Origin of the sequence: Luteimonas marina (genome assembly GCF_007859325.1) — a bacterium.
Classification (GTDB): Bacteria; Pseudomonadota; Gammaproteobacteria; order Xanthomonadales; family Xanthomonadaceae; genus Luteimonas; species Luteimonas marina.
The window spans coordinates 362,042-388,044 of sequence record NZ_VOHK01000001.1 but is presented as its reverse complement, the minus strand read 5'-3'; the positions used below and the strand labels follow the sequence as shown (position 1 = coordinate 388,044).

Here is a 26,003-nt window from a genome sequence, read left to right as displayed (position 1 = left end):
AGGACACGAAAAAACCGCCCGGAGGCGGCTTCGTCATGACCCACTGAATCGATTGGTCGGGGAGACAGGATTTGAACCTGCGACTTCTACGTCCCGAACGTAGCGCTCTACCAGGCTGAGCTACACCCCGACTTGGGCTAGCCGCCTATTTTAGGGACTCCCCATGCCTTCAGGCAAGGCCTCCCCGCGACTTCTACTCGCAGCGCGCCGCCTGGATGAGGTTGGCGGCGTCGAGGTAGACGCGAAGACGGTCGTCGCGCCGGTCGCCGCGGCTGACGCTGTCCGGCCCGACGGGATTGACCAGGCCGGCGCCGCTTTCCCTCGACAGGCGCCGCAGGGTGGCCTCGTCCGCCGGCTGGCCGACGGCCCAGCCCAGCGCGCTGTCGTCGCAGCGACCGCTGCCCTGCACCTGCGGCCCCGGCGTCGCCAGGCATCCCGCGAGCAGGAGGCTGGACGCCGGCAGCCACCAACGCGCGCCGGGAACCCGTGTCCATCGAATCGGCCTCATGGCCTTGCCCTCCGTGATCGTTCCGGCCTGCGGCTTGCATGGCGGCAACGGCCACAGGCCACCCGTTCCGCTGCAGTGATGGAGCATAACCGGCCCGGCGCTGGATGTAGGGAAATTCCTACACGCCGAAGCTGACTTGGCCGACTGCGCCGCACCGCCCGTCCGGGGACACTGTTCCCGCCCCGGCAGCCCGGCCGATGCAACTGGCAGCGGATGCCGCTCAGCAACGGAGCCAGGCCGTGACCTTGAGCAAGTCAGATGCTGGGCCGGGGCGCCTCTTTTCCCAGGAGCACGCCATGGCCGCTTCCACCCTGCGACTGATCCACAACGCCGGAGGCTGGCAACTGCTGGACGACGGCCACCCGGTGTTCTGGTTCCCGGAGCGCGACAAGGGGCTGGAGATCGCCAGGCTGATGGCCGACGCGCGCAACCTCAACCACGGCACGGCGACGACGGTCGAAGCGCAGAACGATGACGGCATCGTCGAGACCGTGGCCGCCTTCGGCTGATCGCCGGCCCTTTTCACGCACGCGGCGAAGACTGCGTCTCTCTCCAGCATCGATCGCATCGTCTGATGACCGGTTTCGCGCCGGTCTTTTTTTGTTTCACGATGACTCCAGCATCGCAATTCGCTGGACTACGCCAGGGTTAGATACAGAAGGTTTATCAACCACTTAGGCGAGTTCAACATATACCGGTGCTTTCCGAAACTTGACCCGGCTTCCGGTCGCGTGGCTCCCATGTGGCTCTTGGAATCCGCGGTTTCCGAGGAGTCATCATGGCAAGAATCAAACTCACCAAGTCCGCCGTCGATGCGGCGAAGCCCCAGGCGCAGGCCGTCGAACTGCGGGATACCGTGGTTCCCGGCTTCCTCTGCAAGATCACCCCGGCCGGCCGCAAGGTGTTCATGCTCCAGTACCGCACGAACGCCGGCGAGCGCCGCAAGCCCGCCCTGGGCCTGTACGGCGAACTGACCGTGGAACAGGCCCGCGTCATGGCGCAGGAGTGGCTGGCCGAGGTGCGCCGGGGTGGCGATCCGAGCGCCGCCAAGGCCGCCGCCCGCAAGGCACCGACCATGAAGGAGTATTGCACCACCTTCATGGAGGACTACTCCAAGCAGCGCAACAAGCCCAGCACCCAGCGCGGCTATCAGGGCGTCATCGACCGTTGCATCGTCCCGATCATGGGCAAGATGAAGGTGCAGGACGTGAAGCGCCCGGACGTGGCCGCGCTGATGAAGAAGCTGGCTCACAAGCCGGCCGAGGCCAACCGCACCTTCGGCGTGCTGCGCAAGATGTTCAATCTGGCCGAAGTTTGGGGGCTGCGCCCGGACGGGACGAATCCGTGCCGCCACGTCCCGATGTTCCCGCCCGGCAAGGAAACCCGGCTCATCGTGGACGATGAACTGGTGCGGATCTTCCGCCAGTTGGAGACGCTGGAGGCGGAAGGACTGGAGAACTACGTCATCCCTCTGGCGATCCGCTTGCAATTCGAGTTCGCCGCCCGCCGCTCCGAAATCTGCCCGCTCGAATGGGAGTGGATCGACCTGGAGAAGCGGCGCGTCGTCTGGCCCGACAGCAAGACCGGCGGCATTTCTAAGCCCATGAGCGAGGAAGCCTATCGGCTGCTGTCCACCGCGCCGCGCCGGGAGGGTTGCCCCTATGTCCTGCCGTCGCCCTACGACCCGACCCGGCACCTGACCTTTGGCGAGCACTACGGCGGCTGGAAGCGCGTGCTCAAGGCCGCCGGCGTGCCGCACGTCGGCACGCACGGCATCCGCCACCGATCGACCACCGACATTGCCAATTCAGGCGTGCCCACCAAGGTCGGCATGGCGCTGACGGGGCACAAGACCGTGGCGATGTTCATGCACTACGTCCACACCGAGGACAAGCCGGTGCGCGATGCGGCCGAACTGGTGGCCAGCCGGCGGCTGGCGATCACCGGGGCGCGCCAAACGGCGGAGGCACTGGCATGATCAAGCGCAGGACATCCATCACGTCACCCGGAGCGCCGACGGCGCTTCTGGGCGACATTCGGGCGCTGATCGAAGCGGCGCGCAAGCGTGCCGCTTCGGCGGTGAATAGCGAACTGACGATGCTCTACTGGCGCATCGGTCAGCGCATCCATACGCAGGTCTTGGAGGGCCGTCGGGCCGACTACGGCGAGGAAGTCGTGCTGACCTTGGCGGCGCAACTGGTGAGGGAATACGGCAGCAGCTTTTCGGTCAAGAATCTGCGCCGGATGGTGCAGTTCGCCGCAGCCTACCCGGACGAGCGAATTGTCGTATCACTGATACGACAATTGAGCTGGACACACTTCATCGCCCTGATTCCGCTGAAAGACCCGCTCCAGCGGGACTACTATGCGCAGATGGCGAGTGCCGAACGCTGGAGCGTGCGGACGCTGCGCGAGCGTATCGACTCGATGCTGTACGAGCGCACCGTGCTGTCCAAGAAGCCGGGCGAGACGATCGCGCAGGAACTGGCCACCCTGCGCGATGCACAGCGCATGTCGCCCGCGTTGGTCATGCGCGACCCGTACATCCTCGACTTTCTGGGGCTGCGCGATACTTGGCAGGAGGGCGACCTGGAGGCGGCCATCATCCGCGAGATGGAATCCTTCCTGCTAGAACTGGGTGCGGGCTTTTCCTTCCTCGCCCGGCAGAAGCGCATCCAGATCGACGACGAGGATTTCCACCTCGATCTGCTGTTCTACAACCGCAAGCTGCGGCGACTGGTGGCTGTGGAATTGAAGATCGGCGAGTTCAAGGCCGCCTTTAAAGGGCAGATGGAGCTTTACTTGCGCTGGCTGGACAAGCACGAACGGGAGCCGGAGGAAGCCTCGCCACTGGGCATCATCCTTTGCACCGGCAAGAAGCGCGAGCAGATCGAGTTGCTGGAACTGGACAAGTCGGGCATCCACGTTGCCGAGTACCTGACCGCATTGCCGCCGCGTGCACTGCTGGTGGAGCGATTGCAACGAGCAACGCAGAGGGCTCAACTACAGATCGAGCAACGGCAATCGAGCAGAACAGACTCTTGAATCCGGCGCTCTCGATCCCTAGCCCATTCCTCGTATTGATCTACGGAGGTATAACCTGAAAAGATGTCGCGATCGATGCCAGTACCCTCCAGTGCCGTTAGCCGCCGAATGGCTCGCACACGCGGAAAGGACAATCCGCGCGAGCGCGAATTGCGCTCGGCGTTGCATCGCCAAGGTCTAAGGTTCCGCATCCACTATGCAATTCCTGGCACGAAGAGAAGCATCGACATCGCATTCACCAAATGGCGCTTGGCGGTCTTCTGCGATGGATGCTTCTGGCACGGATGTCCCATCCACGCCACGACGCCCAAGACCAATCAGGAATGGTGGAAGGACAAGATCGCCACCAACAAAGCCCGCGACCTCGACACCGATTCAAGATTGACGAGCGCCGGATGGCAGGTACTTCGCATTTGGGAGCATGTCACCGTGGACGATGCTATTGCGCTGATACGCTCCCAATTGCAGCAGATCAGTGCACGTGAGCCTGCACGTGCCCAACGAGCGAACGAGCGATGACTTCCCCAAGCCGAACGGGCACGGCATTTCCGATCAGTCGCCCCATCTTGTTGAACTTGATCGGAGCGCCAGGCGGGGCGAATGCGTAGGACTCCGGGAACGTTTGAAGCATTGCCGCCTCTCGGAGCGAAATGGCGCGATCCTGCTCTGGATGCCCGAACCGTCCGTTGCCGTATCCAAAACATTGCGTGGTGATAGTCGGAGCGGGTCGATCCCATTCCATCCGTCCGTAGACGCTTGGATAGGTGGCGCCGGTATCCTTCCGATGACACGATGCCTGCAACTCTTCAGGCCAATCTCGCCACGTCCCTCCGGGGCGGGACACGCGAATCCTCGACAGGTTCAAAGGACTCAGAGAGGAAGCGGTGTGCAATTCGTCTTGGGGATCACGCTCGCCAGCCTTGATCGGGGGAAGTGAGCCGATAGTCTCGCGCACAGTCATCGTCCGAACCTGATCCTGCGAAAGTTCCAGACCATCGCTGCCAAGTCTCGACGCAAGCAGCACTAGACGCTTCCGAGTCTGCGGAATACCGATCGACGAGCATTCCACGACCTGCCACCACTTCTTGTAGCCGGAAAGGCTCTTGAGGAACTGTTGGAAGACCGGGTGATCCGCGAGTTGTGGGACATTCTCCATGGTCACCAGATCAGGCTTGACCTTCTTGACCAAACGGCCGAAGGAGGACACCAACGGCCACTGCGATTCATACTCGCTATTCCTTCCGCTACGGCTGTAGGTGGAGAACGGTTGGCATGGTGCACACCCCGCGAGCAATGTGAAGTCAGCGCCCTCATAGAAGGGCGCGATGTCGTCGGCTTTCAGCTTCCCGACATCGCACTCGATAAACGAGGCGGAATTGTTCGCCTCGAAGGGAAATTTGCAACTCGGGTCGATATCGATCCCTGCGGCTACCTGGATGCCGCCACGAACGAGGCCGTGAGTCAGGCCGCCCACACCGCAGAAGAGATCGACCCCCACGATTCGGGGCATATTCTTTTGGTTGCGACTCATGCAGGGCGCCTCTCCGGAAGGAGATATTCAAAGCTATCGATGTATCTGGTGAAGCAATCCACGACTTCTCTCAGGTAATTGACGGTTCTATCCTTCAGTTCGACGAGCCGTCCGACAGTGACATCTTCAGCGCACTGTGCGAACGAGATGGATCCGTGCGCGAGACGATTCCTCAGTTGCTTCACCAAAGCGAGCGGCCCCAGGTCGTCCCGGAAAGGTTGTTTGATGGCGCTATAGACGGGCTGACTCACGACCAATTGGAAGCCTAATCGCTTACTGAATGCTTCGATCTCGAAGTCGTCCCAATTGCCACCGCCTCCTTTTTCGATGTCGAAGGCGCTGATCGGCAATGAAGCCACCAGATGCTCGCAAAGGCGCAATGCACTCTCCAGTCGATTTTCCGGCGCCAATTCGACATGTGTGCGAGCAGTCACGCGCACCCACTCGCGCCTCATCGAATCGCTCAGGTCACCAGGTTTCCATTGCGCATTCTCTTTGGCAGCTTCAGAAACTGCTTCGATGCAGCGGGACATCGTTGCTTCGACAAGGTTGTACAACTGCAAGTACACGCTCGAATAGAGGATTCGTTGTTGTTGGGTGGTAATTGGATGTTCTGCGCCTGCGATCCGTGGCGGCCCTTCTTGGGCCTGGGCTTCCATGGTCGAAAGGAACTCCAGATACGCCTCGACTTCGGCCAACCGCTCTTGGAATCCGATGGCTAGGTTGCTGCTCATTCACTCACCCAGCAGTCGATTTCGCACGAAGCCTGTACGCTCCCGCAGGCGCGCGATGGCATTGGCACCGTCCGAACCAGTGACTTTCGTAAAGTCGTCACTGGTCAGCCACGGCGTTACGTCCTCAATGTCGCCGCCGACAAGGCCGGGGCGCTCGTCGAGAGCGAGGCGCGATCCCACGGCAATGGCTTCGAACCTAGCTCTGGGAGTGGCCTTTCCTTTTGGATTCCTGCGGAATCCATACGGGAACACCCGTTCGATGAAGTCGATGGCCTCCTGGAACCGCGCACGGTAACGATCGGTCAACGCCGGATCATTGGCTGCTTCGACATTCATCTTCTTGACATAGTTGAAGATGAACTCCGAGGGACGATCCTTGTACCCCTCCAATCCATCGCTATAGGCGAAGAAGCGAGCCACGAGTTCTTCATGCTCACGCTCGTCCAAATCCTTCTTGGATACAGGTGCGAGAGCAACGAACTTCGGAAGCACCGAGAGTTCGATGATGAGATCCATGAACGGGCCAGCAAGAGCACCACGGCGGACTTCTGCCATGTTGGCGATCTTGCTGCCCGTGTTGATCCGCTCGAACATGTCGAAGCGAGCCTGCTCATCGGCATGTTCGTTGAGCACGATGCCGCGTATCGAGCGATTGTTGATCTTCCTCTGACGGGATTCGGGAAGATCGGAGAACTTGAAGCCAGACAATGCCGTCAGGCTTTGCAGTTCACCGAGCCGAAGGTCGCCGAGTACGAACTCCTCGATCGATCGCAGTCGCTGCGAGCCATCCACGATCTCCAGCTTTCCATTCGGCATTTCCCAGAAGAAAAGGAATGGAATGGGAAGACCCAAGATCAGTGATTCGATGAAGCGCGATTTGCGATCGTGTTCCCAGGTGTATTCACGTTGATACGCAGGAACGACAAACTCGCCCTTGCTCATTTTGTTGGCCAAGAGTTCGACGGAATACTCCGTCAAATAGAACTCGATCCGCTTGGAAAGCTCGACGATCTGAGCTTCGGCTTGTGCGATCTCGCCCTCGGACTTGATGAGCACCAGTTCTTTCTGCTTTTTCATGTCTTCTCGTCCGGGTTCTGCTTGGCGCGCCGTCCCGATGCCTCTGCGGAGGGGTTCGTGTCATGCGTCATCCCCAATTCGACCAGTCGCCTCACGGCTTCAGGCCTTGTCGGTAGATCGTCCTGCTCTTTGCGCCAACTGTCGATGGCTTCGAGCAAAGTCGCCTGAAAGCGAGTTCCGACGAGGGTGCCCGTGGTCGTGGCGCGTGGTCTTGGCCTTGCATTCATGGGTAATTCGACCGCCATGGATGTTTTCATGTTAACACGATACCACAGTGTCGAACTTTCCACGAGGGCTACCGCAGAGCCTCATAGAGCCAACTAAGGCTTCTCGCCAATGGCGGTAGCAGCTCATCGTTGGGCAGGAAAGCTCCCCCCGCTGCATCTCCATGACTGCATGGGCGTCCCCGGCCAGAAAAATGGCCGGTCGCGCTGTCGTGCTTCGCATCGAGCCGCCTGCGGCGTCTCGCCCCTGACGGGCTTCCATCATGCCCTCGCTGCGCTCGGCTGACGCCTCCGGCCCGGCTTCCAGCTTCGGGCCTGCGCGCTTCGCTTGCCGTGCGGTCAGCACATAGCACATAGGGATGGCCGTTGCCATGTCCAGCCGTCTTCCCTGACCTCATCACCTTGTCCGCGACTGTAGCCCGCGTCCGTGTGCCGTCAAGGCGCGCAGGGCCGTGTCCTCGGCTGCGCCTGCGGGCCGCACCAACCCTGCGCTTGTTTCCTTGACGGCCCCCGTCCGCGCGCTCCTGACCGTCGCGGGCGATGAACTCAGGAAAGACGGTGGCAACAGGGCCAACCGGGTTCCTCGTGCCGACCGCACAGAACAGCCGAAAGGCTGGGCTCCGAATCTAGGAATCCGGTGTGCGGTTTGAACAGCAAACCCTCTTCGTCAGGAGAAAGACCATGCAACTCGCATCCCGTTTTGCTTCCCGTTCGCCGTCGCTGCGCAGCGACTACCCGCTGACCGATGACCAGATTCACCGCGTGGCCCCGTCCATCTTCGCGGAGGCCCCGCACGAAAGCCGTTCGCAGCGGTACGCCTATATCCCCACCGCCGCCGTGCTGGCCGAACTGCGCAAAGAGGGTTTTCAGCCGTTCATGGCGTGCCAAACCCGCGTGCGCGACGAAGGCAAGCGCGAACACACCAAGCACATGCTGCGCTTGCGCCACGCCAGCCAGATCAACGGCGCGGAAGCCAATGAAATCATCCTGCTGAACTCGCACGACGGCACCAGCAGCTACCAGATGCTGGCCGGCATGTTCCGGTTCGTGTGCAGCAATGGCCTTGTGTGCGGGGACACCGTGGCGGATGTGCGCGTGCCGCACAAAGGCGACGTGGCAGGTTCCGTCATCGAAGGCGCTTACGAAGTCTTGCAGGGCTTCGAGCGGGTGAAGGAATCCCGCGATGCCATGCGCGCGATCACGCTGGATGAAGGCGAAGCCGAAGTGTTCGCCCGCGCCGCGCTGGCCCTCAAGTACGACCCCACCGGCAACAAGCCCGCGCCCATCACCGAATCGCAAATCCTGATGCCGCGCCGGTTCGACGACCGCCGCCCGGACTTGTGGAGCGTGTTCAACCGCACCCAAGAAAACCTGACCAAAGGCGGATTGCATGGCCGCAGCGCCAATGGTCGCCGCCAGAAAACCCGCCCGGTGCAGGGCATTGATTCCGATGTGCGCCTGAACCGCGCCCTCTGGATGCTGGCCGATGGCCTGCGCCAGTTGAAAGCCTGAATCCCCACGCGGCAGGGGCAGGCAGCAGCCCTTGCCGCTTCTTTTGCTGCTGCATCCCTCACCGCAAGGAGTTATCACCATGAACGCCATCCCCCAAAGCGAAGCCCGCGCCATCCAAGTCCCCGCGCTGGAAACTGCCGACCCGACCAAGAACCTGATTCTGGTTCCGCTGTCGCGGCTGGTGTCGCGCCCGACTGGTCGCAACGTGCGCAAGACCCCACGCATGTCCATCCCCGAGCTGGCCGCGAGCATCCAGCGTGTCGGCCTGCTGCAAAACCTCATCGTCATAACCACCGCCGATGGCGAGCATTACGAAGTGGTGGCCGGTGGCCGTCGTCTTGCCGCGTTGAAGCTGCTGGCGAAGAAGCACCGCATCAGCAAAGAATGGGAAGTGCCTTGCCTGCTGGTGGCCGATGGCACCGCCCGCACGGCCAGCCTCACCGAGAACGTGCAGCGCGAAGCCATGCACCCGGCAGACCAGTTTGAAGCCTTTGCCGCGCTGGTGGCCGAAGGCCGGCCCATCGAGGACATTGCCGCCGACTTCGGCGTGTCCCCGCTGGTGGTGCAGCGCCGTCTCAAACTCGCCAACGTCTCGCCGCGCCTGCTGGCCGACTACCGGGGCGGAGCCGTCACGCTGGAACAGTTGATGGCCCTGACCATCACCGACGACCACGCCGCGCAGGAAAGCGCGTTCTACGGCGCGCCCGAATGGCAGCGTGGCGCGTCCCCGCTGCGCGAACGCCTGACCGAGCGCGAAATCGACGCTTCGCATCCGCTGGTGCGCTTTGCCGGTCTGGACGCCTACACGGCGGCGGGCGGCGGCATCCGCCGCGACCTGTTCGCCGAAGGCGATGCCGGAACCTACCTGACCGACGCCGCGCTGCTGGAAACGCTGGTGCGCAGCAAGCTGGATGCGCTGGCCGGGGACGTGCGCGCCGAGGGTTGGGCGTGGGTCGAAGCCGTGCCGCATATGAGCTACGCCGAGCGGCAGGCGTTCCAGAACGCGCCGCGCCAGCGCCGCGAACCGAACGCCCGCGAAGCCCGCCGCATCGCCTCGCTGCAAACCCGCCTCGACAAGATCGACGCCGAACTGGAAGAAGCCTACGACGCCGAGGACGAGGACAAGACCGAAGCGCTGGAACCGCGCCGCGAACAGGTTGCCGGGGAACTGCAAGCCGTGGAGGAAGCCTTGCAGGGCTACGCCCCGGATGTGCGCGCCGTGGCCGGTGCCATCGTCACCCTCGACCGCAGCGGCGAAGCCGTGATTCATTGCGGGCTGCTGCGCGAGGCAGAAGCCAAGGCGCTGCGCACGCTGGAACGCTTGCAGCAGGGTTTCGGCAGCGCGGAAGGCGAAGCAGGGAACGACGACGAAGGCGAGGACACCGAGCAGCCCAAGGCCGCGAGCCTGTCCGACCGGCTGGCGCAGCGGTTGAGCGCGCACCGCACCGCCGCGCTGCAAATCGAAGTCGCCCGCCATCCGCAAGTCGCGCTGGCCGCGCTGGTGCATGGCATGGTGCGGAGCGTCTTGCAGGACAACCACTACGGCCACGACTTGCCGCTGGGCGTGAGCCTGAAAGTGCAAGACCGGCTGGAAGGCATGGCCCCGGACTGGCCGGAATCGCCCGCCGCCGTGGCGCTGCGTGAACTGCAACAGGTGGCGGGTGAAGCCTTGCCGGAGGACAGCGCCGAACTGTTCGCCGCGCTGCTGGCGAAGCCGCAGGATGAACTGGTGCGCCTGTTGGCCGTGTGCGTGGCGTCCACGGTGGACGTGGTGACGCCCCGCGCTATGGCACAGCAGCCGGGCGCGGAACTGGCGCAGGCCGTGAGGCTGGACATGGCGGCATGGTGGAAGCCGACCGCAGACGGCTACTTCCAGCATGTACCGAAGGCCGCGATTCTGGAAGCCGTTGAGCAGTACGCCCCCGCGCACATCACCCGGCTGGCGAAGTTGAAGAAAGGCGACATTGCCAGCGAAGCCGAACGGCTGGCGAACGGTACGAGCTGGATGCCTGCTATCTTCAAGGCTGAAACGTCGGAAACCATGCGGGAGCAAGACAACGCCCCGGCGGATGCCGAAGCAATGGCGGATGAACTCACGCAGGCGCTGGCCGCTTGAACTTTGCGGAAGGTAAGCGCCTCGGCCACAACCGGGGCGCTTCGCTTTGTGCGATTCATCAAGGCGCAGGAATAACGCGGTCAGCAAGCACAGCGCCCAGGCCGTTCCGTCCTGGGCGCTGTGAAAAGCAAGTCCGGGCGCGTCGGTGTCCGCGCCCGGATTTAAAACTAGTTATTGCTGAGAATTCGGAGTGTCAGATTGCGCATTCTTTGAAGAATGATCCTCTTGTTCTCTTTGCCACCGACGACGCATCCGATTCGCTTCTCGACGCTCATGCAGCCTATCAAAACCGCTAAACACATCTACCTTTGTGCGCTTTTGCCCTTTGGCAACCGGACTCCAGTTTTCCTCAATTTTCTTGATGTGTTTGGCGATCTCAACCAATGGCTCATCTCCGAGACGACTGACTCCCTCATGGTCGAGCATACTTAAGGTATATGAATTTTTCTGACGCTGTTGGCTGGATGCATCACGCTTCCAGCTAATGTCAACTTCGTAGGTCTTGCCCTTCAGTTTTCCGAATTCAGACAAATAACTCACCATGCCTTGACCGGGTTTGAGGACACTTATTTTCTGGAATGGGATTTCGACCCGGTCTCCGCGTGCCTCCCCATTTTCTAGTGGAGGATCGAAGGCGATAGAAATGTCATATGCTGTCGCATTTCCGGTATTGTCGATGTGAATATCAAAATGCCGCATTGACCACCGATTGGGAGTGAGTGTCACGACGACATGTGGTTGAGCTGCGGCTTCAGCCATCCTTGTCGTTTCATGCGCAAGAGTCTTGGTTACGCGCCATAGAAAAAAAGTTGCGACAGCGGTAACTATCGTTCCTAGGACACCGCCAACGGCAATAACAGTATTAACCCAAGAGGGCATGCCTTCCATAAGATATCCCATAAATTATCCGGTGGCGTATCGCTTCGTGGCAGTTTAGCGTGACCCACTAAAAATTATGAGCGTGTCGGCGCAATGCCCGCCGGGCTTTCAGGCTGCGCCCCGAGCCGTCTTTGCCGCCACGGCCATTCGGCTTCAATCCCTCGCGCCTTCGCGCCTGCGGCGCTGCGCGCTGCGCTTGCGGTGAAGGCAGCGCCCCGCCGCAATGATCGGGGCTTGTGGGCCTACGCCCCGGCTTGCTGCCGCAGGTTGCACGAAAGCGTGCCGTCCTCGACCCTGGCAGTTCGTCGCATGTACGTCACGAAGGACGGTTCACCGACACGCCGCCCGGCCTTGCAATGGAGCTTCCACGCCACGCCTCAAGCAAGCGGCCGCCTGCTACGTCAGGGACGCTTTCACCTTGTCGTTGGGTGTTGTCCTTGCCCGTGCCAGGGCGCAAGCCGGTGAAGCCGTCACGCGGGAAGCCGAGTCAGCCATGTTCCTTTCGGAGCGAGTCGGCCCAAGGCGTCCTGTCTGTTTGTGAATCCTGGCGGTGGCCGGGCTTCTATGGCTGCAACCTTCCAGCGAAAACAATTTCCCCTGCGCTACGCGCATTCCTCGCGGGACAAATTCTTTTCGCTTCTAGGCGCTCCACTGCGTTGCGCCCGCAAGCGGTGCAGCCAGCCCATCCCCCGCCGGTCGGATCACAACAGGACGCGATGGGCGCGAACCCTGTTCAACCGAAAGAAGGAAATTCATCATGGCAAACATCGGCACCTTCACCGCAGAGAAAGACGGCTTCACCGGCACGTTCCGCACCCTGACCCTGAACGTCAAGGTCAAATTGATTCCCAACGACAAGGGCGACACCGAGAACGCCCCCGACTTCCGCCTTCAGGCGGCCGGCCACGACATCGGCGCAGCGTGGAAGAAGACCAGCGAAGCCGGGCGGCCCTACGTGTCCGTATCCCTCGACGATCCTTCGTTCCCGGCGACGGTCTATGCCCGCCTGATCGAGAACGAGGACGGCACGCACGACCTGATCTGGTCGCGCAGCAAGCCCAAAGCGGCCTGACGGCCTCCACGAAGCCCCGTCCACACTGCGGCGGGGCTTTCCTACGACGGAACGTCCGGCGGTTTGGGCTCACCCTGGACAACCTCAATTGTCATGGACATTGAGATTTGAGGTACACCTCCCGGCGATGGCGGCGACTGAATATCGTGCGCAGGGAAGAAGGTCGCTATATCGCGGTAGATAGCATCGATCAACTTAAACAGAGCGACGAACGACATCGTAAGACCGCGGAGTCTCATGCCGTCACCATCGTCCGATAGCGTCACGAGGATCGGGCCATCGCCGGTTTGGCCTGCGGCGATCTGAGAGTGCATGTGTTCCTGTTGCCTACGAAAATCGTTTAGGGACTGCCGCTCGTTATATAACGCGAGAACAAATGCCGATGGCATTTCTCCTTTGTCTGACAAAGCCCGGATGCACGCTACCGCTTTTTCAAGCGATGTGATGCAGTCTTCCATAGCAAATGCGAAGTCGAACACAGGCAAAAGTCGGCCTTTTGCCATCTCGGCAGAAGATCGTTGGCCTTCACTTATCTGCGCAAGTATTAACGACCGCGCATCATTGTAGTGGCGGGCCGTCTTGACAAGACAATGCACCAACCAGGAGCGCCACTTTCTTTTCTCGACTGAAACATCTGGCTCGGGCATAAATATGCTTATAAGCATGGCATGCGAGCGAAGACCTTCAATGTTCTGATGAAGCGGCGGCATGCCGCAATGTGTTGGTATGGCCATTGGGTGTTTTAACGGCCAGTTAGGCCGCGATCATGAGTTCTCTATCTTCGATGCTGCAACGATTTCCTTCAGTTCCCGCTGGACTTGAGCAAGGAGCTGATCGGCGTTGAGCGGGTCGCGTCCTACATATGCCAGCGTCAGCAGCGTGAGGGGATGCACTTCCATGACTTCGCACAGTTCGGCCAGCTTGTGGATGGTCGGGCTTTTCAGGTCGCGTTCCAGCGTGCTCATGTAGGTGCGACTGGACACGTCGGAGAACGCTTCCTGGCTCAAGCCACGCGCCTTCCTAACTGTCCGTATCGCCGCTGCCAATGAGTGTTTCGCCGTCGCCAACTTGGTTCCCCCGCAAAAACCAAGATGACAGCCCATTGCGTACCATAGGGCTACAATCTAAAGTGTTCATTCCGGCGGGCCAGCCCGCTTCCGTGCTTTTAAGGAAATCCGCATCGGCGGCTTTCCACAGAACCGGGGAACCGCATCCGTGTCTTTCCTGCCCCGCGCAATTCCGCTTCCGCGTTTCCGTGCATATACGGATTCGATGGCTTGCGCTTTCGTGCTTCCACACGAAAGCACGCATCCGCTTTGGCGCTTCCGCGTCTTGTCGGGAAAACGGCTTCGTGCATCCCCGCTTTCGTGGGAATCCCGGCCATGAACCCGCCGCTCATTACCGCCGAACAGCGCGTGCAGCTACTCGCCGTAGGCGAGGTACGCACTGCCGGCCGGCGCATCGACCCGTTGCCGGCGGTGCGCCTGTTCACTCCCGACGCGCACGCCATCTGGCTGCTGGCCGCGCTTGACCCGGACGACGGCGATACGGCCTGGGGACTGATCGACCTGGGTATCGGCCTGCCGACGTTGGGGACGGTAAAGCTGTCCGATCTGGCATCCATCGTCGGGCCGCGCCAGCAGCCGGTGATGCGTGATCTCTACTTTCTGGCAGAGCGCCCGCTGTCGGAGTACGCCCGACGGGCGCAGGAGAACGGCTCGATCACGGATTGAGCGGCCACGAAGACAGAGAAAGCCGAGCCAAGGCGAGCACATTGTGACTATTTCGGTCTTGGTCAAGACCGAATAGATCTTGCTCGGCTTTATTGCACGAAATCGGTGCGTGCCTGACCGAAACAGACATGATCTTTGGCGCGGGTTTCGGCACGGTGCCTGATGCTGACGCCAGATTTTCTGGCGTTTCAGCCGTCGCATCGAGACGATTTTCGCAATGCTTCGGAGCCAATCGGTCTTGACACCTGCCACATCAGTTCACCCCGACCCGATGACAGCTTGATGGCGATTCGATAGCTCCGTACGGCGAAATCCGTGGCGACGTTCCTGCTACACGGGAGGTTGCGTCATGGCCGAAGCGAGCGCCGAGCATTGGTATCCCACCGCCGCCTATCTCTACACACTGCACCTCGACGGCCCGGCACTGGCCTGGGAGTACCTGCGACGGAATCCCGATTACCGCCGCGACTGGCTGCGCCGTCGTCGCCGGCCGGACGCGGCGCAGGCTTGGGGCCTGCGCCTGCTGGAAGATCCCGCCCTGGATGCGCGGGACGCGCATCCGGCCTGGTTCCCCGATCACGATGCCGTGGTGCAGCTTCTTCCCGATGCCGATCCACCGCCCGAAGCCGCTGTCTTCGAATTCTGGCGCGTGCCTGGCCGCAAGCAACTGATCCACGATGGCAAGCGCTTGGTGCTGGTGTCGCACTGGCCCGGCTGCTGCCTGCGACTCGTCCTCGCACCGGGCCTGGAGGATGGCATGGCCTACCTCTACGCCATCCGCGCCTGCGCTGCGCCGTGCGCACGCTATCGTGCGCTGGCCGCTGGGCTGGATGCGCTGTCCGCCGCGACCGAGGCCACGCCTGCAGCGGCGGCCCGCTCACGGCCCACGCCTGCCGCGGTACTGGAACTCCACACCTTGCAGGCGCTCGACGCGACCCTCGCGGGCGCGTCCTTGCGCGAGGTGGCCGAAGGGCTGTTCGGCGCCGATGCCGTCGTGGCCAACTGGCACGCCGACAGCGCCTTGCGTGCCCGCGTGCGGCGGTTGGTGCGCCGGGGCTATGCGCTGATGCGTGGCGGCTACCGCCGCTTGGCACAGCTTCCGCCACCGCTGTACTAAAGGGGGGGGACGTTTCGCGTCTCCTGCAAATCGTCCCTTAGCAGGAATCCTTGCTTTCTCGAAAGTGCCTCTATCCGGCCGCGTGGTGTGGCCGGGCTTGATGGAGGTACATCCCATGCGACCCGCTCCCTTGCGGCCTGCCGCCGCTGCTGTCGCTGCGCCCGTGCAGCCCCAACGCTACCTGACCAACGACGAAGCCGCCGAATACCTGCGGCTGTCGCCGCGCACGCTGGAGAAACAGCGCGTGATCGGCGGCGGCCCGAAGTTCCGCAAGTTCGGCCGCCGCGTCATGTACTCGGTGGCCGACCTCGATGCCTGGGCCGACCAGCGCAGCTATGAGGCCACGTCCGACCCGGAATATGCCGAACGCCACGCGGGCGACTACCGTGATGGCCGCTGATCGCAGGCTCGCCGGTGGCCGTCGTCATGTCCAGCCCACGGCAAGAGCGCGAACAGCTCGACCTGTTCCGCGCCTTGCCCGGCGACATGGCGCCGCGCGACAGCCAGGACTTGATGGCGTATCCGTTCTTCTCGCTCGGGAAGTCCAAGCGGGTCAAGCCCATCGACTTCCGCGCGGGCAACGTGACGATTCGCGTGGAGGGCACGCAGGAGCACGGCATCGCCACAATTTGGGATGCGGACGTGCTGATCTGGGCGGCTTCGCAGATCGTGGAGGCGAAGGACGCGGGCCTGCGGCCGTCGCGGCTGATGCGCGCCACCCCCTACGAGATCCTGCGCTTCATCGGGCGCGGTACGTCGCTGCGCGACTACCAGCGCCTGAAAGCGGCGCTCGACCGGCTGCAATCGACCACGGTGGCCACGTCCATCCGCGAAACCACGGGAAGGCGTTTGCACCGCTTCTCGTGGATCAACGAGTGGAAGGAACTGGCCGATGCCAGCGGCACGCCGCTGGGCATCGAGTTGATCCTGCCGGACTGGTTCTATGCGGGCGTGCTCGACGCTGCCCTGGTGCTGACCATCGACCCGGCGTATTTCCGGCTGACCGGCGGCATCGAGCGGTGGCTGTACCGCCTGGTGCGCAAGCATGGCGGCAAGCAGGAATACGGCTGGCAGTTCGACTTCCGCTACCTGCACCAGAAGTCCGGCAGCACCGCCAAGCCCTACGACTTTGCCTGCGACCTGCGCACGCTTGTCGCGCGGCAGTCGCTGCCCGGCTACGTCCTGGGCATCGAGCGGATGCCGGACAACGGTATGGAACTGCTGACCTTCCGGCCCGTGCCGCAGACGGCACGGGGATAACTCCGGGAAAGCCTGTGGATGGAGTCGTGCTATCAGGCGTGCGGGGTATCGTGCTATCAGGCGTGGGACTATCGTGCTATCAGGCGTGCCGATCGGCCGCAAACCCGCGCCAGCACTGGGTCTCCTCGCCCTCTAACTTCCCTAACTTCATTTCTCTAACTTTTAGTAGGGAAACGCCACTGCGGTGGACAACCACCACGCGGCCACAAACGCGGCAGCAACAGCCCGGCTCTCCAGCATGGAGGGCCAGGCCATGATCTTCGCGTTTCTCAACCAGAAAGGCGGCGTCGGCAAGACCACGCTCGCCACCCACATCGCCGGCGAGCTGGCGCTGCGTGGTCTGCACGTCGTCCTGCTGGACGCCGACCCGCAGGGTTCATCGCTGGACTGGACGCAGCGCAGAAGCCAGCAAGGTTTGCCACGGTTGTTCAGCGCCGTGGGCCTCGCGCGCGAGACACTGCACCAGGAAGCGCCGGAGCTGGCCCGCCGCGCCGATCACGTCATCATCGACGGCCCGCCGCGCATCGCCGCCCTGGCGCGCTCCGCGCTGCTGGCGGCCGAGCGCGTGCTGATTCCTGTGCAGCCCAGCCCGTATGACCTGTGGGCCAGCGCCGAGATGGTCGCGCTGATCCGCGAAGCGCACGTATTCCGGCCTGCGCTGCGCGCGGCCTTCGTCATCAACCGGCGCGTCAGCACCACCATCATCGGCCGCGAAGCGCGGCAATCGCTGGCCGAACAGCCGCTGCCGGCACTGCGCGCCGAGGTGCGCCAGCGCATCGTCTTCGCCGACAGCGTGGCCGCTGGTCGGCTCGCCCGCGAGACGGCGCCCGACAGCGCCGCCGCACGCGAGATCGCCGTGCTCACCGATGAACTGCTGCGGTGGCCGACATGAGCGGCCCGCGCAGCAAGCGCGTCGGCATCGGCGTACGTCCACCCGCGAATCCGCACGCCGAGGCATGGATTCGCCAGGGCGATGCCGATGCGCTCAACAAAGGCGACCTTTACACGGCCCGCCTGACGCTCGACGTGACGCCCGCGCTGCGCGCGCGCATCAAGATCGCGGCCTTCGGCCGGGGCGTGACCGTGGCCGAACTGCTGCGCGGCCTGCTGGAGCGGGAGTTTCCAGAGCACCGCAGGGAGAACACGCCATGAACGCATCCGCTTTGCCTGCTGCGACCGCGCCCACGGCTGCGCCGCCGCCCGCGCTTTCGACACTCGCCGGCCAGGCCGGCAACGTGCCGCTGACGCGCGTGGCGCTGGCCTACATCGAACATCGCTTCAAGCTCTACCTGCGCTTCGGCGAACCGGCGCGCATGCTGCGGCTCGACCGCTGGCGGCGCTGCGCGGTGTTCCTGCCGCGTGCAATGTTCTGCCGCGTGCGCTGGGAAGCAAACGACTACGGCACGATCCGTTGGCAGCTCAAGGTGATGCAAGCCGCCACGCCACTGGACGACATGCAGCGCATCCCCGGTGTGCAGCCGGGCGCACGCCTGCTGCTGCACGCCGAAGGCGAAAACGCGGTGCGTGTCGTGCTGGAACGCATCGACAACATCGACGCGCAGGGTATCGCCGCCATCGACGTGTCGCCCGCGTACTGGCGCACGCTGGGCAACCGTCTGGCGGCCCGCCTGGCGCTGCCCGAATACACCGCCGAGCGGCACGCCGCCTGGCTGGCCGGGAGGGCGCTGCCATGACGGCCCGCTCCAACACCACATGCACGCACGAACCCGCGCCGCATCCTCGCTCGCGCCTGCGCGTTCGCATCGTGCTGGCGGGCTTCTCCGCTGTCGGCTTCGCTGCGCTGGCCTGGGCAGCTTTCGTGTCGCCGCTGCCGCGTCTGACCTACAACCCGTCCGACAGCGTGGCGGTCGGTTGGTATCGCATTGAACCGTTCGACCCGCGCACCGCCTCGCTGCCACGTCCGCTGTCCGTGGACAGCATCGTGCTGGTGCCGTTGCCCGACAGGGCCGCCATGCTGGCTGCGCAGCGCGGCTACCTGCCGACGCGCGTGCCGCTGCTCAAACGTGTGGGCGCGGTCGCGCCGCAACACGTTTGCATCGTCGCCGGGCAGGTACGCATCGACGGCGTGCCTGCGGCCGCCGTGCTGCCTGCCGACCGGCTGGGCCGGCCGCTGCCATCCTTGCAGCTCTGCCGCCGCCTTGAACCGGGCGAGCTGTTCCTGTTAAGCGTGACCAATCCGGCGTCGTTTGACAGCCGCTATTTCGGCCCGGTCAGCGCATCCGCCGTGATCGGCATCGCGCACCCGGTCTGGCTGGAGACACGCCCATGATGGCCGCCGATTCGCTGCACGTCGCCGTGCCTCTCATCGTGCCATCGAGCATGTCGTTCCAGTGGCTGCTGCCGTGTCGTCGCGCGTGCAGCGCGGGCGCATTCGCGCCGCGCTTCGCGCAACATCCGGCGCAGCCATCCAGCGTGCAGGCGTCTTTCCTCGAACGCGCCCGGCCTGCGGCCATTGGCGCGTTCGCCGGTGCGCTGGCTGCAAGCAGCTCAGCGCCGCCGGGCCGCCGATGCCCGGAGCGACAGCGAGGGGTAAAGGCGGAAGGCAAGACAAAAGGACGCGGCACCGGGCCGCGTCGAAAGCCAGTCTGCACATGGGGGTGGCGCGGCACGGAGCGGCTTTGCCGCCGTGCCGCGTTCGGCGCGAAGGTCGCGCCAATGCAGGCATGTCCGCGTGCTTCGCACGACAGGACACGCCAGAGCTTGCAGGGAGCGCAGCCATGACCGACCGCCGCGACGACGATTTCCGCGTGCGCCCCAGCGCCCCGAAGAACCGGGGCAAGGGCCAGGGGCAGAGCTTCGTTTCCAAGGTGCTCAAACAGGCGGGCAAAGCCAGCAGCGGCAAGTCCACGGTGCGCCGTCCGGCATCGGCGAGTGGCACCGGCCAGCGGCCCGGCTCGCGCCTGGGGCGCGGCCACACGGCAGCACGCTTCGCCGGGGCGAAGCTGACGCCTATGTCGCGGCGCGCGACCATCAAGACGCTGCTGGTGAACCACCAGCGGGCCAGCCCGCAGTCGCTCGCCAAGCACCTGCGCTACATCGAGCGCGACGGCGTGGGCCGCGACGGCGAGCCGGGCCAAGCCTACGGGCCGCAGACAGACGTGGCCGATCTCGACGCCTTCAAGGAACGCTGCGCCGACGACCGGCACCATTTCCGCTTCATCCTCTCGCCCGAGGATGGCGCGGAGCTGGAAGACCTGCGCACCTACACGCGGCACCTCATGGGCCGCATGGAGGCCGACCTGGGTACGGGCCTCGATTGGGTGGCCGTGAACCACTGGAACACCGACAACCCGCACACGCACATCGTCGTGCGCGGGCGCGACGACACCGGCAAAGACCTCATCATCGCGGGCGACTACATCGCCGATGGCTTCCGCTATCGCGCCGCCGAGCTGGCGACCGAATGGCTGGGGCCGCGCACCGAACTGGAGATCCAGCAGACCTTGCAGCGTGAGGTGGAGCAAGAGCGGTGGACGAGCCTGGATCGCACCCTCAAGCGTGAGATAGGCGAGGCCGGCGGCGATGGCCTGGTGCGCGTCGAAAGGTTCAACGCCCCCCGCTTGCAGCGCCAACGCCTGATGCTAATCGGCCGCCTGCAACACTTGCAGCGCCTGGGCCTGGCCGACGAGACGCAGCCCGGCACCTGGGCCATCCATGCCGATGCGGAAAAGACATTGCGCGCGCTGGGCGAGCGCGGCGACATCATCCGCACCGTGCAGCGGGCCATGCGCGGCGAGCCGCGCGAGCTGGCCGTGTTCGAGCCGGGGGACGATGGCCGAACCATCCTCGGCCGTGTGGCCGCGAAGGGGCTGGCCGACGAGCTGCGCGACCGGGGCTATCTGGTCATCGACGGGGTGGACGGCAAGGCCCATTACGTCGCGCTCAACGCCCGCGACGAGCTGGCGAACTACCCGAGCGGCGCCGTGGTGGAGGTGAAAGGCTCGGCCGACGTGCGCGCAGCCGACAAGAACATCGCCGCGCTGGCGAGCGATGGCCTGTACCGCACTGACCATCACCTGGCGATCGGGCAGGGCCGGGCCAAGGCCGGACGCGACCCGCAAGAAGTCGTCGCCGCCCACATCCGCCGGCTGGAGGCCCTGCGTCGGGCCGGCATTGTGGAGCGCGTTGCCGAAGGGCTATGGAAGGTGCCGGACGACCTGGCCGAGCGTGGCCGCCAGTACGACGCGCAGCGCCTGGGCGGCGTGGCCGTGGAGCTGAAATCGCACTTGCCCATCGAGCGGCAGGCCCGCGTGATCGGGGCCACGTGGCTCGACCAGCAGTTGATCGGCGGCGGCTCGGGCCTGGGCGACCTGGGCTTTGGTGGCGAGGCCAAACAGGCCATGCAACAGCGCGCCGACTTCCTGGCCGAACAGGGGCTGGCCGAGCGGCGCGGGCAGCGCGTGATCCTGGCGCGCAACCTGCTGGGCACACTGCGCAACCGGGAACTGGCACAGGCCGCGAAGGGCATTGCCGCTGAAACCGGCCTGGAGCATCGCCCGGTGGCCGACGGGCAGCGCGTGGCTGGCATCTACCGGCGCAGCGTCATGCTCGCCAGCGGGCGCTACGCGATGCTGGACGACGGCATGGGATTCAGCTTGGTGCCGTGGCGGCCGGTGATCGAGCAGCGGCTGGGGCAGCATATCGCCGCCGTGGTGCGCGGTGGCGGCGTATCTTGGGAGCTTGGACGGCAGCGCGGGCCAAGTATTTCTTGAGACCCTTCATCTACTTGTCGAACGGCCGAGCGCCTTCATCAGCCCCGGCTTCTGGCTCGCAAAGGTGCCATAGAAGACCTCATTACCGATGAGCGTGATCGGAGCCACGCGCACGCCGGTTCGTGACTTGGCTTCCGCAGAAATCTTCGGGTCGGTCAGGTCGCGTTCTTCAAACACGATGCTCTGCTGGGACAGCCACTCCTTCAGCACCCGACAGTCCGGGCAGGCTGGAGTGCTATAGATGATGATGCGCGGGGTGCTGGCTTGGTTCATGGTCGTGCCTTCACTTTCCCCGAGCGGCAAGCCAGCTCTTCATCATGGCGATCTCTCCTTCCTGCGCAGAGATAACCTCCTGAGCCAACTCGCGGACCTCCGGGTCCTTGCCGTACTGCAACGCCACCTTGGCCATGTCGATCTCGCCCTGGTGATGCGGGATCATGCCGCGCATAAAGTCCACATCGGCATCGCCGCTGAAGTCAATCATCATGTCGGCGTGCATGCGGTCATTGCCGGCACGGTAGGCGGTCGTCGAGGCGTCGCCCGAGCTGCCGGTCGCCGCCTGTTGGCCGCGTTCTCCAAGCCACTTATTCATCATGGCGATCTCGCCTTCCTGCGCAGAGATAACCTCCTCAGCCAACTTGCGGACCTCCGGGTCCTTGCCGTACTGCAACGCCACCTTGGCCATGTCGATCGCGCCCTGGTGGTGCGGGATCATGCCGCGCATGAAATCGACGTCGGCGTTGCCAGTGAACTGCGCTCCCATCCCCGCGTGCATCTGGTCGTTCACGGCGCGATACGCGGTCGTGGAAGGGCTGTCATTGGCCGAGGCGCTGGAGGGCATCGCGTGCCCTTGGTGATCTCCGCTCGCATTGGCCTGCATCACTTCACCCGACGGGACCACCTTCTTCTGAACGGCCATCAGGCCGATGGCGACCACGACGGCGCCCGCAATGAACAACAGGCTGAACTTGTTGACTCTCATGAAAAACTCCTTGAATGAGATTGATGGAGTCACTGTAGGGCTTCCCATTGTTGGAAGGTCAAGCCCCTCATTTCGCCGTTGATGCCGATGAAGACCCTCGGCGCAAGATCCAGTCCTTCACTTCCGCCGCCTACGACAACGCGCTGTCGAAGCTGCAGCGGTGGAAGCAGGTGATGTAGCGCCTGAGGCGACCGCTAGATGGAACACCTCCCGCATCGGCCCGATCAGCCCGGACCTAGCCGCACCGGCTTTCGCGCGGTCTGCCACAGCAGCGGCACCAAGATCAGCGCCAGGGCCGGGAAGATCATCCAGTTGACCGCCTGCCAGCCCGAGCTGTGCAGGATCGATCCCGCGAGGAACGACACGGCCGCCGTGGCGGCGAAGACGAAGAAATCGTTCATGCCCTGCGCCTTGCTGCGCTCGGCCGGGGTGTGGCAATCGGTGACCACCGCCGTCGCGCCGATGAAGCTGAAGTTCCAGCCGATGCCCAGCAGCGCCAGCGAGCCCCAGAAGTGGGACAGGCCGAGCCCGCCCAGGGCCACCACCCCGGAGGCGGCGAGCAGCACCATGCCCACGGCGGTCACGCGCTCCTTGCCGTAGCGCACCATCAGCCGCCCAGTGAAGAAGCTCGGCCCGAACATCGCCAGCAGGTGCCACTGGATGCCCAGGGCGGCGTTGTCCACCGAATGCCCGTGGTTGACCATCGCCACCGGCGCGGCGGTCATCACGAACGCCATCACCCCATAGGACACCACGCCCGCGGCCACGGCCAGCGCGTAGCGCGGCATCGCCAGGAGCTGCAGCACCGTGCGGCCGCTGTCGGCGGCGGCTTCGGCCGGGGTCTGGCGCGGCGTGCGCAGCATCAGCAAGATCGGCAGGGCGATCAGCGGCAGCAGCGCCTGGCTGAGGAAGCTGCCGACGTAGGGCGTGCCCGCTACCGCGTCGCGCGTGAAGATCACCAACTGCGGCCCGATGATGGCACCCGCGAGACCCCCCACCATTACCCAGGAAATCGCCTTGGCCTTGAGCGCGTCCTCGGCGGTGTCGGCGGCTGCGAAGCGGTAGCTCTGCACATACGCGCCGTAGAAGCCCGCCAGGAAGGTGCCGGCGCAGAAGATCCAGAACGAGGCCAGCATGATGCCCAGCGCGGCGATCAGGCCCGAGGCCACGCCGAAGCCGACCCCGACCACGTATCCGTTGCGGCGGCCATGGCGCCGCATGATGAACGCCGCAGGCAAGGTGCCGATGGCAAGACCCAGGCCGAACAGGCTCACGGGCAAGGTGATCCAGGCCGAGTCCTTGGCAAGCTGCTGGCCGACCAGCCCGCCCAGCGACATCACGATGGGCGCGCTGGCGCCACCGAGCGCCTGCGCGGCGGTGAGAACGCCGATGTTTCGGCGCGTGATGCTCTGGTCGGTCATGGGCGGTCTTTCTTGTTCGTTTGTCTGGCCGGAAATATTACACGCATGAATATATGTTCAGTTATCCGACCATGATTCGGCCATGCGATGCTCATGAACCGCCGCAACCTGGTCGCTCCTCGCAAATCTCCCGAGCGGCAGAAGGAACAGCCTGCCGTTCCAATGCGAGCAGGTGCTCTTTCACCCGGGTCAGTTGCGCCATGCGTTCCTCGACATAGGCGAGATGGTCCCGGACAGCCTGCGTCAGCAGCTCGGGTTCCGGGGACTCGCGATGCGTCCAGCCCAGCAAGTTGCGCATGTCATCCAGGCCGATGCCCGACGCGCGGTAGTTGCGAATCAGGTAAAGCCGCTCGACATGGGCCGGGCCATAGCGCCGGTAGTTGTTGCGGGACCGCTCGGGAGCGGGCAGCAGGCCCTCCCGTTCGTAGAACCTGATGTTCTCAGGGGGCGTGCCGGTCAAGCGCGCGAGTTCACCAATCCTCATCCAGCTCTCCGCGCGCAGCGATGGGGGACGCCACCGCTGCGCGCCGGCCCTCATCCCGGCGACCGGGCGGACTGCTGCGCCGTGGCGCCCGATTGCACCGTGTGCTCAGTCCAGCCGCCGCCCAGCGCCTTGTACAGATGGATGAGGTTGTTCAGCCGCGTCAGGCGCGTGCGCACCAGGGTCTGCTGCGTGCCGTAATGCGTGCGCTGCGCGTCGAGTACAGTGAGGTTGTCGTCCACGCCCTCCTGGAAGCGCTGCTCGGCCAGCTCGTAGGCCTTCTGGCTGGCCGCCACCAGGAGCTGCTCCGCGCGGATCTGCTCATCGAGCGTGCGCTTGCCCGCCAGGCCGTCGGCCACCTCGGCGAAGGCCGCCTGGATGGACTTCTCGTAGTTGGCGATCTCGATGCGCTTCTGTACGTGCGCCACGTCCAGGTTGGCGCGCAGCGCGCCGCCGCGGAAGATGGGCAGCGTGATCTGCGGCAGGAAGCTCCAGGCCCGCGAGCCCGAATCGAACAGGCCGTCCAGCGAAGCGCTGGCCGTGCCCGCCGAGCCCGTAAGGCTGATCGTCGGGAAGAACGCGGCCCGCGCCGCGCCGATGTTGGCGTTGGCGCCGATCAGCATCTGCTCGGCGGCGCGGATGTCCGGCCGGCGCGCGAGCAGTTCGGACGGCAGGCCGCTCGGCAGGCCGGTCGGCACGATGTCGTCCGGCAGCGCCATGGCCTCGTCAAGCTGCCGGGACAGCTCCGGCGTCAGCGGCTGGCCCAACAGCAGCACCAGCGCGTTGCGGTCCTTGGCCGCCTGCCGTGTGTAGGCGGCATGGTTGGCCTCGGCGGTGCGCAACGCGATCTCTGCGCGGCGCAGGTCGAGCTGCGTGGAGTTGCCCGCTTCCACCAGTTGGGTGGTCAGCCCGTAGGAGCGCTTCTGCGTGGCGAGGGTGTCGCTCGTCAGGCGCAGCAGTTCCTGGTCGGCACGCAGCGTGAGGTAGGCGCTGGCCACCTCGGACACCAGGCTCATCTGCGTGGCGATGCGGGTCTCGTCGAGGGCCAGGTAGGACGCCAGCGCCCGGTCGCTGAGGCTGCGGATGCGGCCCCACAGGTCCAGTTCCCAGGCGGCCGTCACCCCGGCCACGTCGTAGCGCCGGAGCACGTCGCTTTGCCCCGTGGTGCTGAGGTCGGCCGGTACGCGCTCTGACGCGCCGCGGGCGGAAACGCCCAGGTTCGGCAGCATCTCGGCACGCTGGATACGGTACAGCGCCTGAGCCGCCTCCACGTTGAGCGCGGCCTTGCGCATGTCGCGGTTGTTCTCCAGTGAAATGCCGATCAACTGCTGCAGCAGCGGGTCGCGGAAGAAGTCCCGCCAGCCGATCTCGGCCGTGATCGCGTCGTCGGGCGTCGCGGCCGCCGGTTCCACATAGGCCGCGCCCAAGGGATAAGCCGTGTCGATCGGCGCTGCGGGCCGGTCATACTTCGGTGCCATGGAGCAGCCAGTCAACGCCGCCGCGAGGGCGAGCGGCGCCAGCGTCCTGGCGGGTCGTGTGAATGCGAAAGATGTTTTCATGTCGTATGTCCTCCTGGCC

Annotated in this window: 29 protein-coding genes and 1 tRNA gene; 16 read left to right on the top strand and 14 right to left on the bottom strand. The window is 64.3% G+C overall.

Annotated features, from left to right (window positions below):
- Positions 1-53 precede the first annotated feature (53 nt).
- Together FQY83_RS01845 and FQY83_RS01840 are read right to left on the bottom strand one after the other, a co-directional pair.
- A tRNA-Pro gene (locus FQY83_RS01845) sits at positions 54-130 on the bottom strand.
- Between the two features lie 63 nt (positions 131-193).
- Positions 194-508, bottom strand: coding sequence for a hypothetical protein (locus tag FQY83_RS01840; RefSeq protein WP_146384481.1), 315 nt, complete (start codon positions 506-508; stop codon positions 194-196).
- A 296-nt stretch (positions 509-804) separates the two neighbouring features.
- On the opposite strand from FQY83_RS01840, the gene FQY83_RS01835 reads away from it, so the two are divergent.
- From FQY83_RS01835 to FQY83_RS01820, 4 genes are all read left to right on the top strand, one after another.
- On the top strand, positions 805-1,017 hold the full coding sequence (locus FQY83_RS01835; protein ID WP_146384479.1) for a hypothetical protein: 213 nt from the start codon (positions 805-807) through the stop codon (positions 1,015-1,017).
- Between the two features lie 233 nt (positions 1,018-1,250).
- Positions 1,251-2,486, top strand: a complete 1,236-nt coding sequence (locus FQY83_RS01830) for a tyrosine-type recombinase/integrase (protein ID WP_425478543.1) — start codon at positions 1,251-1,253, stop codon at positions 2,484-2,486.
- A complete protein-coding gene (locus FQY83_RS01825) occupies positions 2,483-3,553 on the top strand; it encodes a PDDEXK nuclease domain-containing protein (RefSeq protein ID WP_024892183.1) in 1,071 nt (356 codons plus the stop codon). Before FQY83_RS01830 ends, FQY83_RS01825 begins: the two co-directional genes overlap by 4 nt.
- Before the next feature lie 108 nt (positions 3,554-3,661).
- The gene (locus FQY83_RS01820; RefSeq protein WP_201769615.1) at positions 3,662-4,072 is read left to right on the top strand and encodes a very short patch repair endonuclease; all 411 of its coding nucleotides are present in this window, start codon (positions 3,662-3,664) and stop codon (positions 4,070-4,072) included.
- Here FQY83_RS01820 and FQY83_RS01815 read toward each other — a convergent pair.
- The 4 genes from FQY83_RS01815 to FQY83_RS01800 are packed head-to-tail and all read right to left on the bottom strand — an operon-like array spanning position 4,026 to position 7,152.
- Complete coding sequence (locus FQY83_RS01815; protein ID WP_029528722.1) at positions 4,026-5,084, bottom strand: DNA cytosine methyltransferase; 1,059 nt, start codon at positions 5,082-5,084, stop codon at positions 4,026-4,028. The genes FQY83_RS01820 and FQY83_RS01815 overlap by 47 nt on opposite strands.
- The gene (locus FQY83_RS01810) at positions 5,081-5,818 is read right to left on the bottom strand and encodes an MAE_28990/MAE_18760 family HEPN-like nuclease (protein WP_029528721.1); all 738 of its coding nucleotides are present in this window, start codon (positions 5,816-5,818) and stop codon (positions 5,081-5,083) included. Before FQY83_RS01810 ends, FQY83_RS01815 begins: the two co-directional genes overlap by 4 nt.
- Positions 5,819-6,895, bottom strand: coding sequence for a DUF262 domain-containing protein (locus FQY83_RS01805; protein ID WP_024892184.1), 1,077 nt, complete (start codon positions 6,893-6,895; stop codon positions 5,819-5,821).
- Positions 6,892-7,152 (bottom strand): hypothetical protein, encoded by a 261-nt coding sequence (locus tag FQY83_RS01800; protein WP_116325689.1) that lies wholly within the window; start codon positions 7,150-7,152, stop codon positions 6,892-6,894. Before FQY83_RS01800 ends, FQY83_RS01805 begins: the two co-directional genes overlap by 4 nt.
- A gap of 648 nt (positions 7,153-7,800) precedes the next feature.
- Here FQY83_RS01800 and FQY83_RS01795 point away from each other — a divergent pair.
- Positions 7,801-8,631 carry a DUF932 domain-containing protein gene (locus FQY83_RS01795; RefSeq protein WP_024892185.1) on the top strand — a complete coding sequence of 277 codons (831 nt, stop codon included), beginning with the start codon at positions 7,801-7,803 and terminating at the stop codon, positions 8,629-8,631.
- 79 nt (positions 8,632-8,710) lie between these two features.
- On the top strand, positions 8,711-10,747 hold the full coding sequence (locus tag FQY83_RS01790) for a ParB/RepB/Spo0J family partition protein (RefSeq protein WP_029528719.1): 2,037 nt from the start codon (positions 8,711-8,713) through the stop codon (positions 10,745-10,747).
- A gap of 171 nt (positions 10,748-10,918) precedes the next feature.
- On the opposite strand, the gene FQY83_RS01785 is transcribed toward FQY83_RS01790, so the two are convergent.
- Positions 10,919-11,635, bottom strand: coding sequence for a hypothetical protein (locus tag FQY83_RS01785; RefSeq protein ID WP_079280065.1), 717 nt, complete (start codon positions 11,633-11,635; stop codon positions 10,919-10,921).
- A gap of 748 nt (positions 11,636-12,383) precedes the next feature.
- Between FQY83_RS01785 and FQY83_RS01780 the strand changes: the two genes are divergently transcribed.
- Entirely contained in the window at positions 12,384-12,698 is a 315-nt protein-coding gene (locus FQY83_RS01780) for a DUF736 domain-containing protein (protein ID WP_024892188.1), read from the top strand.
- Between the two features lie 41 nt (positions 12,699-12,739).
- Here the strand turns inward: FQY83_RS01780 and FQY83_RS01775 are convergent, their stop codons facing one another.
- Positions 12,740-13,408, bottom strand: a complete 669-nt coding sequence (locus FQY83_RS01775; protein WP_158636407.1) for a hypothetical protein — start codon at positions 13,406-13,408, stop codon at positions 12,740-12,742.
- Between the two features lie 54 nt (positions 13,409-13,462).
- Entirely contained in the window at positions 13,463-13,801 is a 339-nt protein-coding gene (locus FQY83_RS01770) for a helix-turn-helix domain-containing protein (protein WP_079280062.1), read from the bottom strand.
- A 279-nt stretch (positions 13,802-14,080) separates the two neighbouring features.
- Here FQY83_RS01770 and FQY83_RS01760 point away from each other — a divergent pair, with 279 nt between their 5' ends.
- From FQY83_RS01760 to FQY83_RS01710, 9 genes are all read left to right on the top strand, one after another.
- On the top strand, positions 14,081-14,431 hold the full coding sequence (locus FQY83_RS01760) for a DUF2958 domain-containing protein (RefSeq protein WP_024892190.1): 351 nt from the start codon (positions 14,081-14,083) through the stop codon (positions 14,429-14,431).
- A gap of 349 nt (positions 14,432-14,780) precedes the next feature.
- Entirely contained in the window at positions 14,781-15,548 is a 768-nt protein-coding gene (locus FQY83_RS01755) for a DUF2285 domain-containing protein (RefSeq protein WP_024892191.1), read from the top strand.
- Between the two features lie 163 nt (positions 15,549-15,711).
- Entirely contained in the window at positions 15,712-15,948 is a 237-nt protein-coding gene (locus FQY83_RS01750) for a helix-turn-helix transcriptional regulator (protein ID WP_484496893.1), read from the top strand.
- Positions 15,949-15,974: 26 nt separating this feature from the next.
- Positions 15,975-16,808 (top strand): replication initiator protein A, encoded by an 834-nt coding sequence (locus FQY83_RS01745; RefSeq protein ID WP_031638768.1) that lies wholly within the window; start codon positions 15,975-15,977, stop codon positions 16,806-16,808.
- 253 nt (positions 16,809-17,061) lie between these two features.
- Positions 17,062-17,700, top strand: coding sequence for a ParA family partition ATPase (gene parA, locus FQY83_RS01735; protein ID WP_024892194.1), 639 nt, complete (start codon positions 17,062-17,064; stop codon positions 17,698-17,700).
- Positions 17,697-17,960 carry a hypothetical protein gene (locus FQY83_RS01730; protein ID WP_031638374.1) on the top strand — a complete coding sequence of 88 codons (264 nt, stop codon included), beginning with the start codon at positions 17,697-17,699 and terminating at the stop codon, positions 17,958-17,960. Before parA ends, FQY83_RS01730 begins: the two co-directional genes overlap by 4 nt.
- Positions 17,957-18,502 carry a DUF2840 domain-containing protein gene (locus tag FQY83_RS01725; RefSeq protein ID WP_024892196.1) on the top strand — a complete coding sequence of 182 codons (546 nt, stop codon included), beginning with the start codon at positions 17,957-17,959 and terminating at the stop codon, positions 18,500-18,502. The genes FQY83_RS01730 and FQY83_RS01725 overlap by 4 nt, the downstream gene beginning before the upstream one ends.
- Positions 18,499-19,098: a S26 family signal peptidase gene (locus FQY83_RS01720; RefSeq protein ID WP_024892197.1), complete on the top strand. Its 600-nt coding sequence runs from the start codon at positions 18,499-18,501 to the stop codon at positions 19,096-19,098. Before FQY83_RS01725 ends, FQY83_RS01720 begins: the two co-directional genes overlap by 4 nt.
- A 448-nt stretch (positions 19,099-19,546) precedes the next feature.
- Positions 19,547-21,541, top strand: a complete 1,995-nt coding sequence (locus tag FQY83_RS01710; RefSeq protein WP_019396546.1) for a relaxase/mobilization nuclease domain-containing protein — start codon at positions 19,547-19,549, stop codon at positions 21,539-21,541.
- A gap of 6 nt (positions 21,542-21,547) precedes the next feature.
- Here FQY83_RS01710 and FQY83_RS01705 read toward each other — a convergent pair whose 3' ends face one another.
- The 5 genes from FQY83_RS01705 to FQY83_RS01680 all read right to left on the bottom strand — a co-directional run bounded on the left by FQY83_RS01705 (position 21,548) and on the right by FQY83_RS01680 (position 25,984).
- Positions 21,548-21,814 (bottom strand): glutaredoxin family protein, encoded by a 267-nt coding sequence (locus tag FQY83_RS01705; protein WP_008786730.1) that lies wholly within the window; start codon positions 21,812-21,814, stop codon positions 21,548-21,550.
- Between the two features lie 10 nt (positions 21,815-21,824).
- The gene (copM, locus tag FQY83_RS17860; RefSeq protein ID WP_024892198.1) at positions 21,825-22,523 is read right to left on the bottom strand and encodes a CopM family metallochaperone; all 699 of its coding nucleotides are present in this window, start codon (positions 22,521-22,523) and stop codon (positions 21,825-21,827) included.
- A gap of 224 nt (positions 22,524-22,747) precedes the next feature.
- Positions 22,748-23,944: an MFS transporter gene (locus tag FQY83_RS01690; RefSeq protein ID WP_008786732.1), complete on the bottom strand. Its 1,197-nt coding sequence runs from the start codon at positions 23,942-23,944 to the stop codon at positions 22,748-22,750.
- Positions 23,945-24,035: 91 nt separating this feature from the next.
- Complete coding sequence (locus tag FQY83_RS01685) at positions 24,036-24,428, bottom strand: MerR family transcriptional regulator (RefSeq protein ID WP_019396549.1); 393 nt, start codon at positions 24,426-24,428, stop codon at positions 24,036-24,038.
- Positions 24,429-24,478: 50 nt separating this feature from the next.
- Positions 24,479-25,984, bottom strand: coding sequence for an efflux transporter outer membrane subunit (locus FQY83_RS01680; RefSeq protein WP_008786734.1), 1,506 nt, complete (start codon positions 25,982-25,984; stop codon positions 24,479-24,481).
- Positions 25,985-26,003 lie beyond the last annotated feature (19 nt).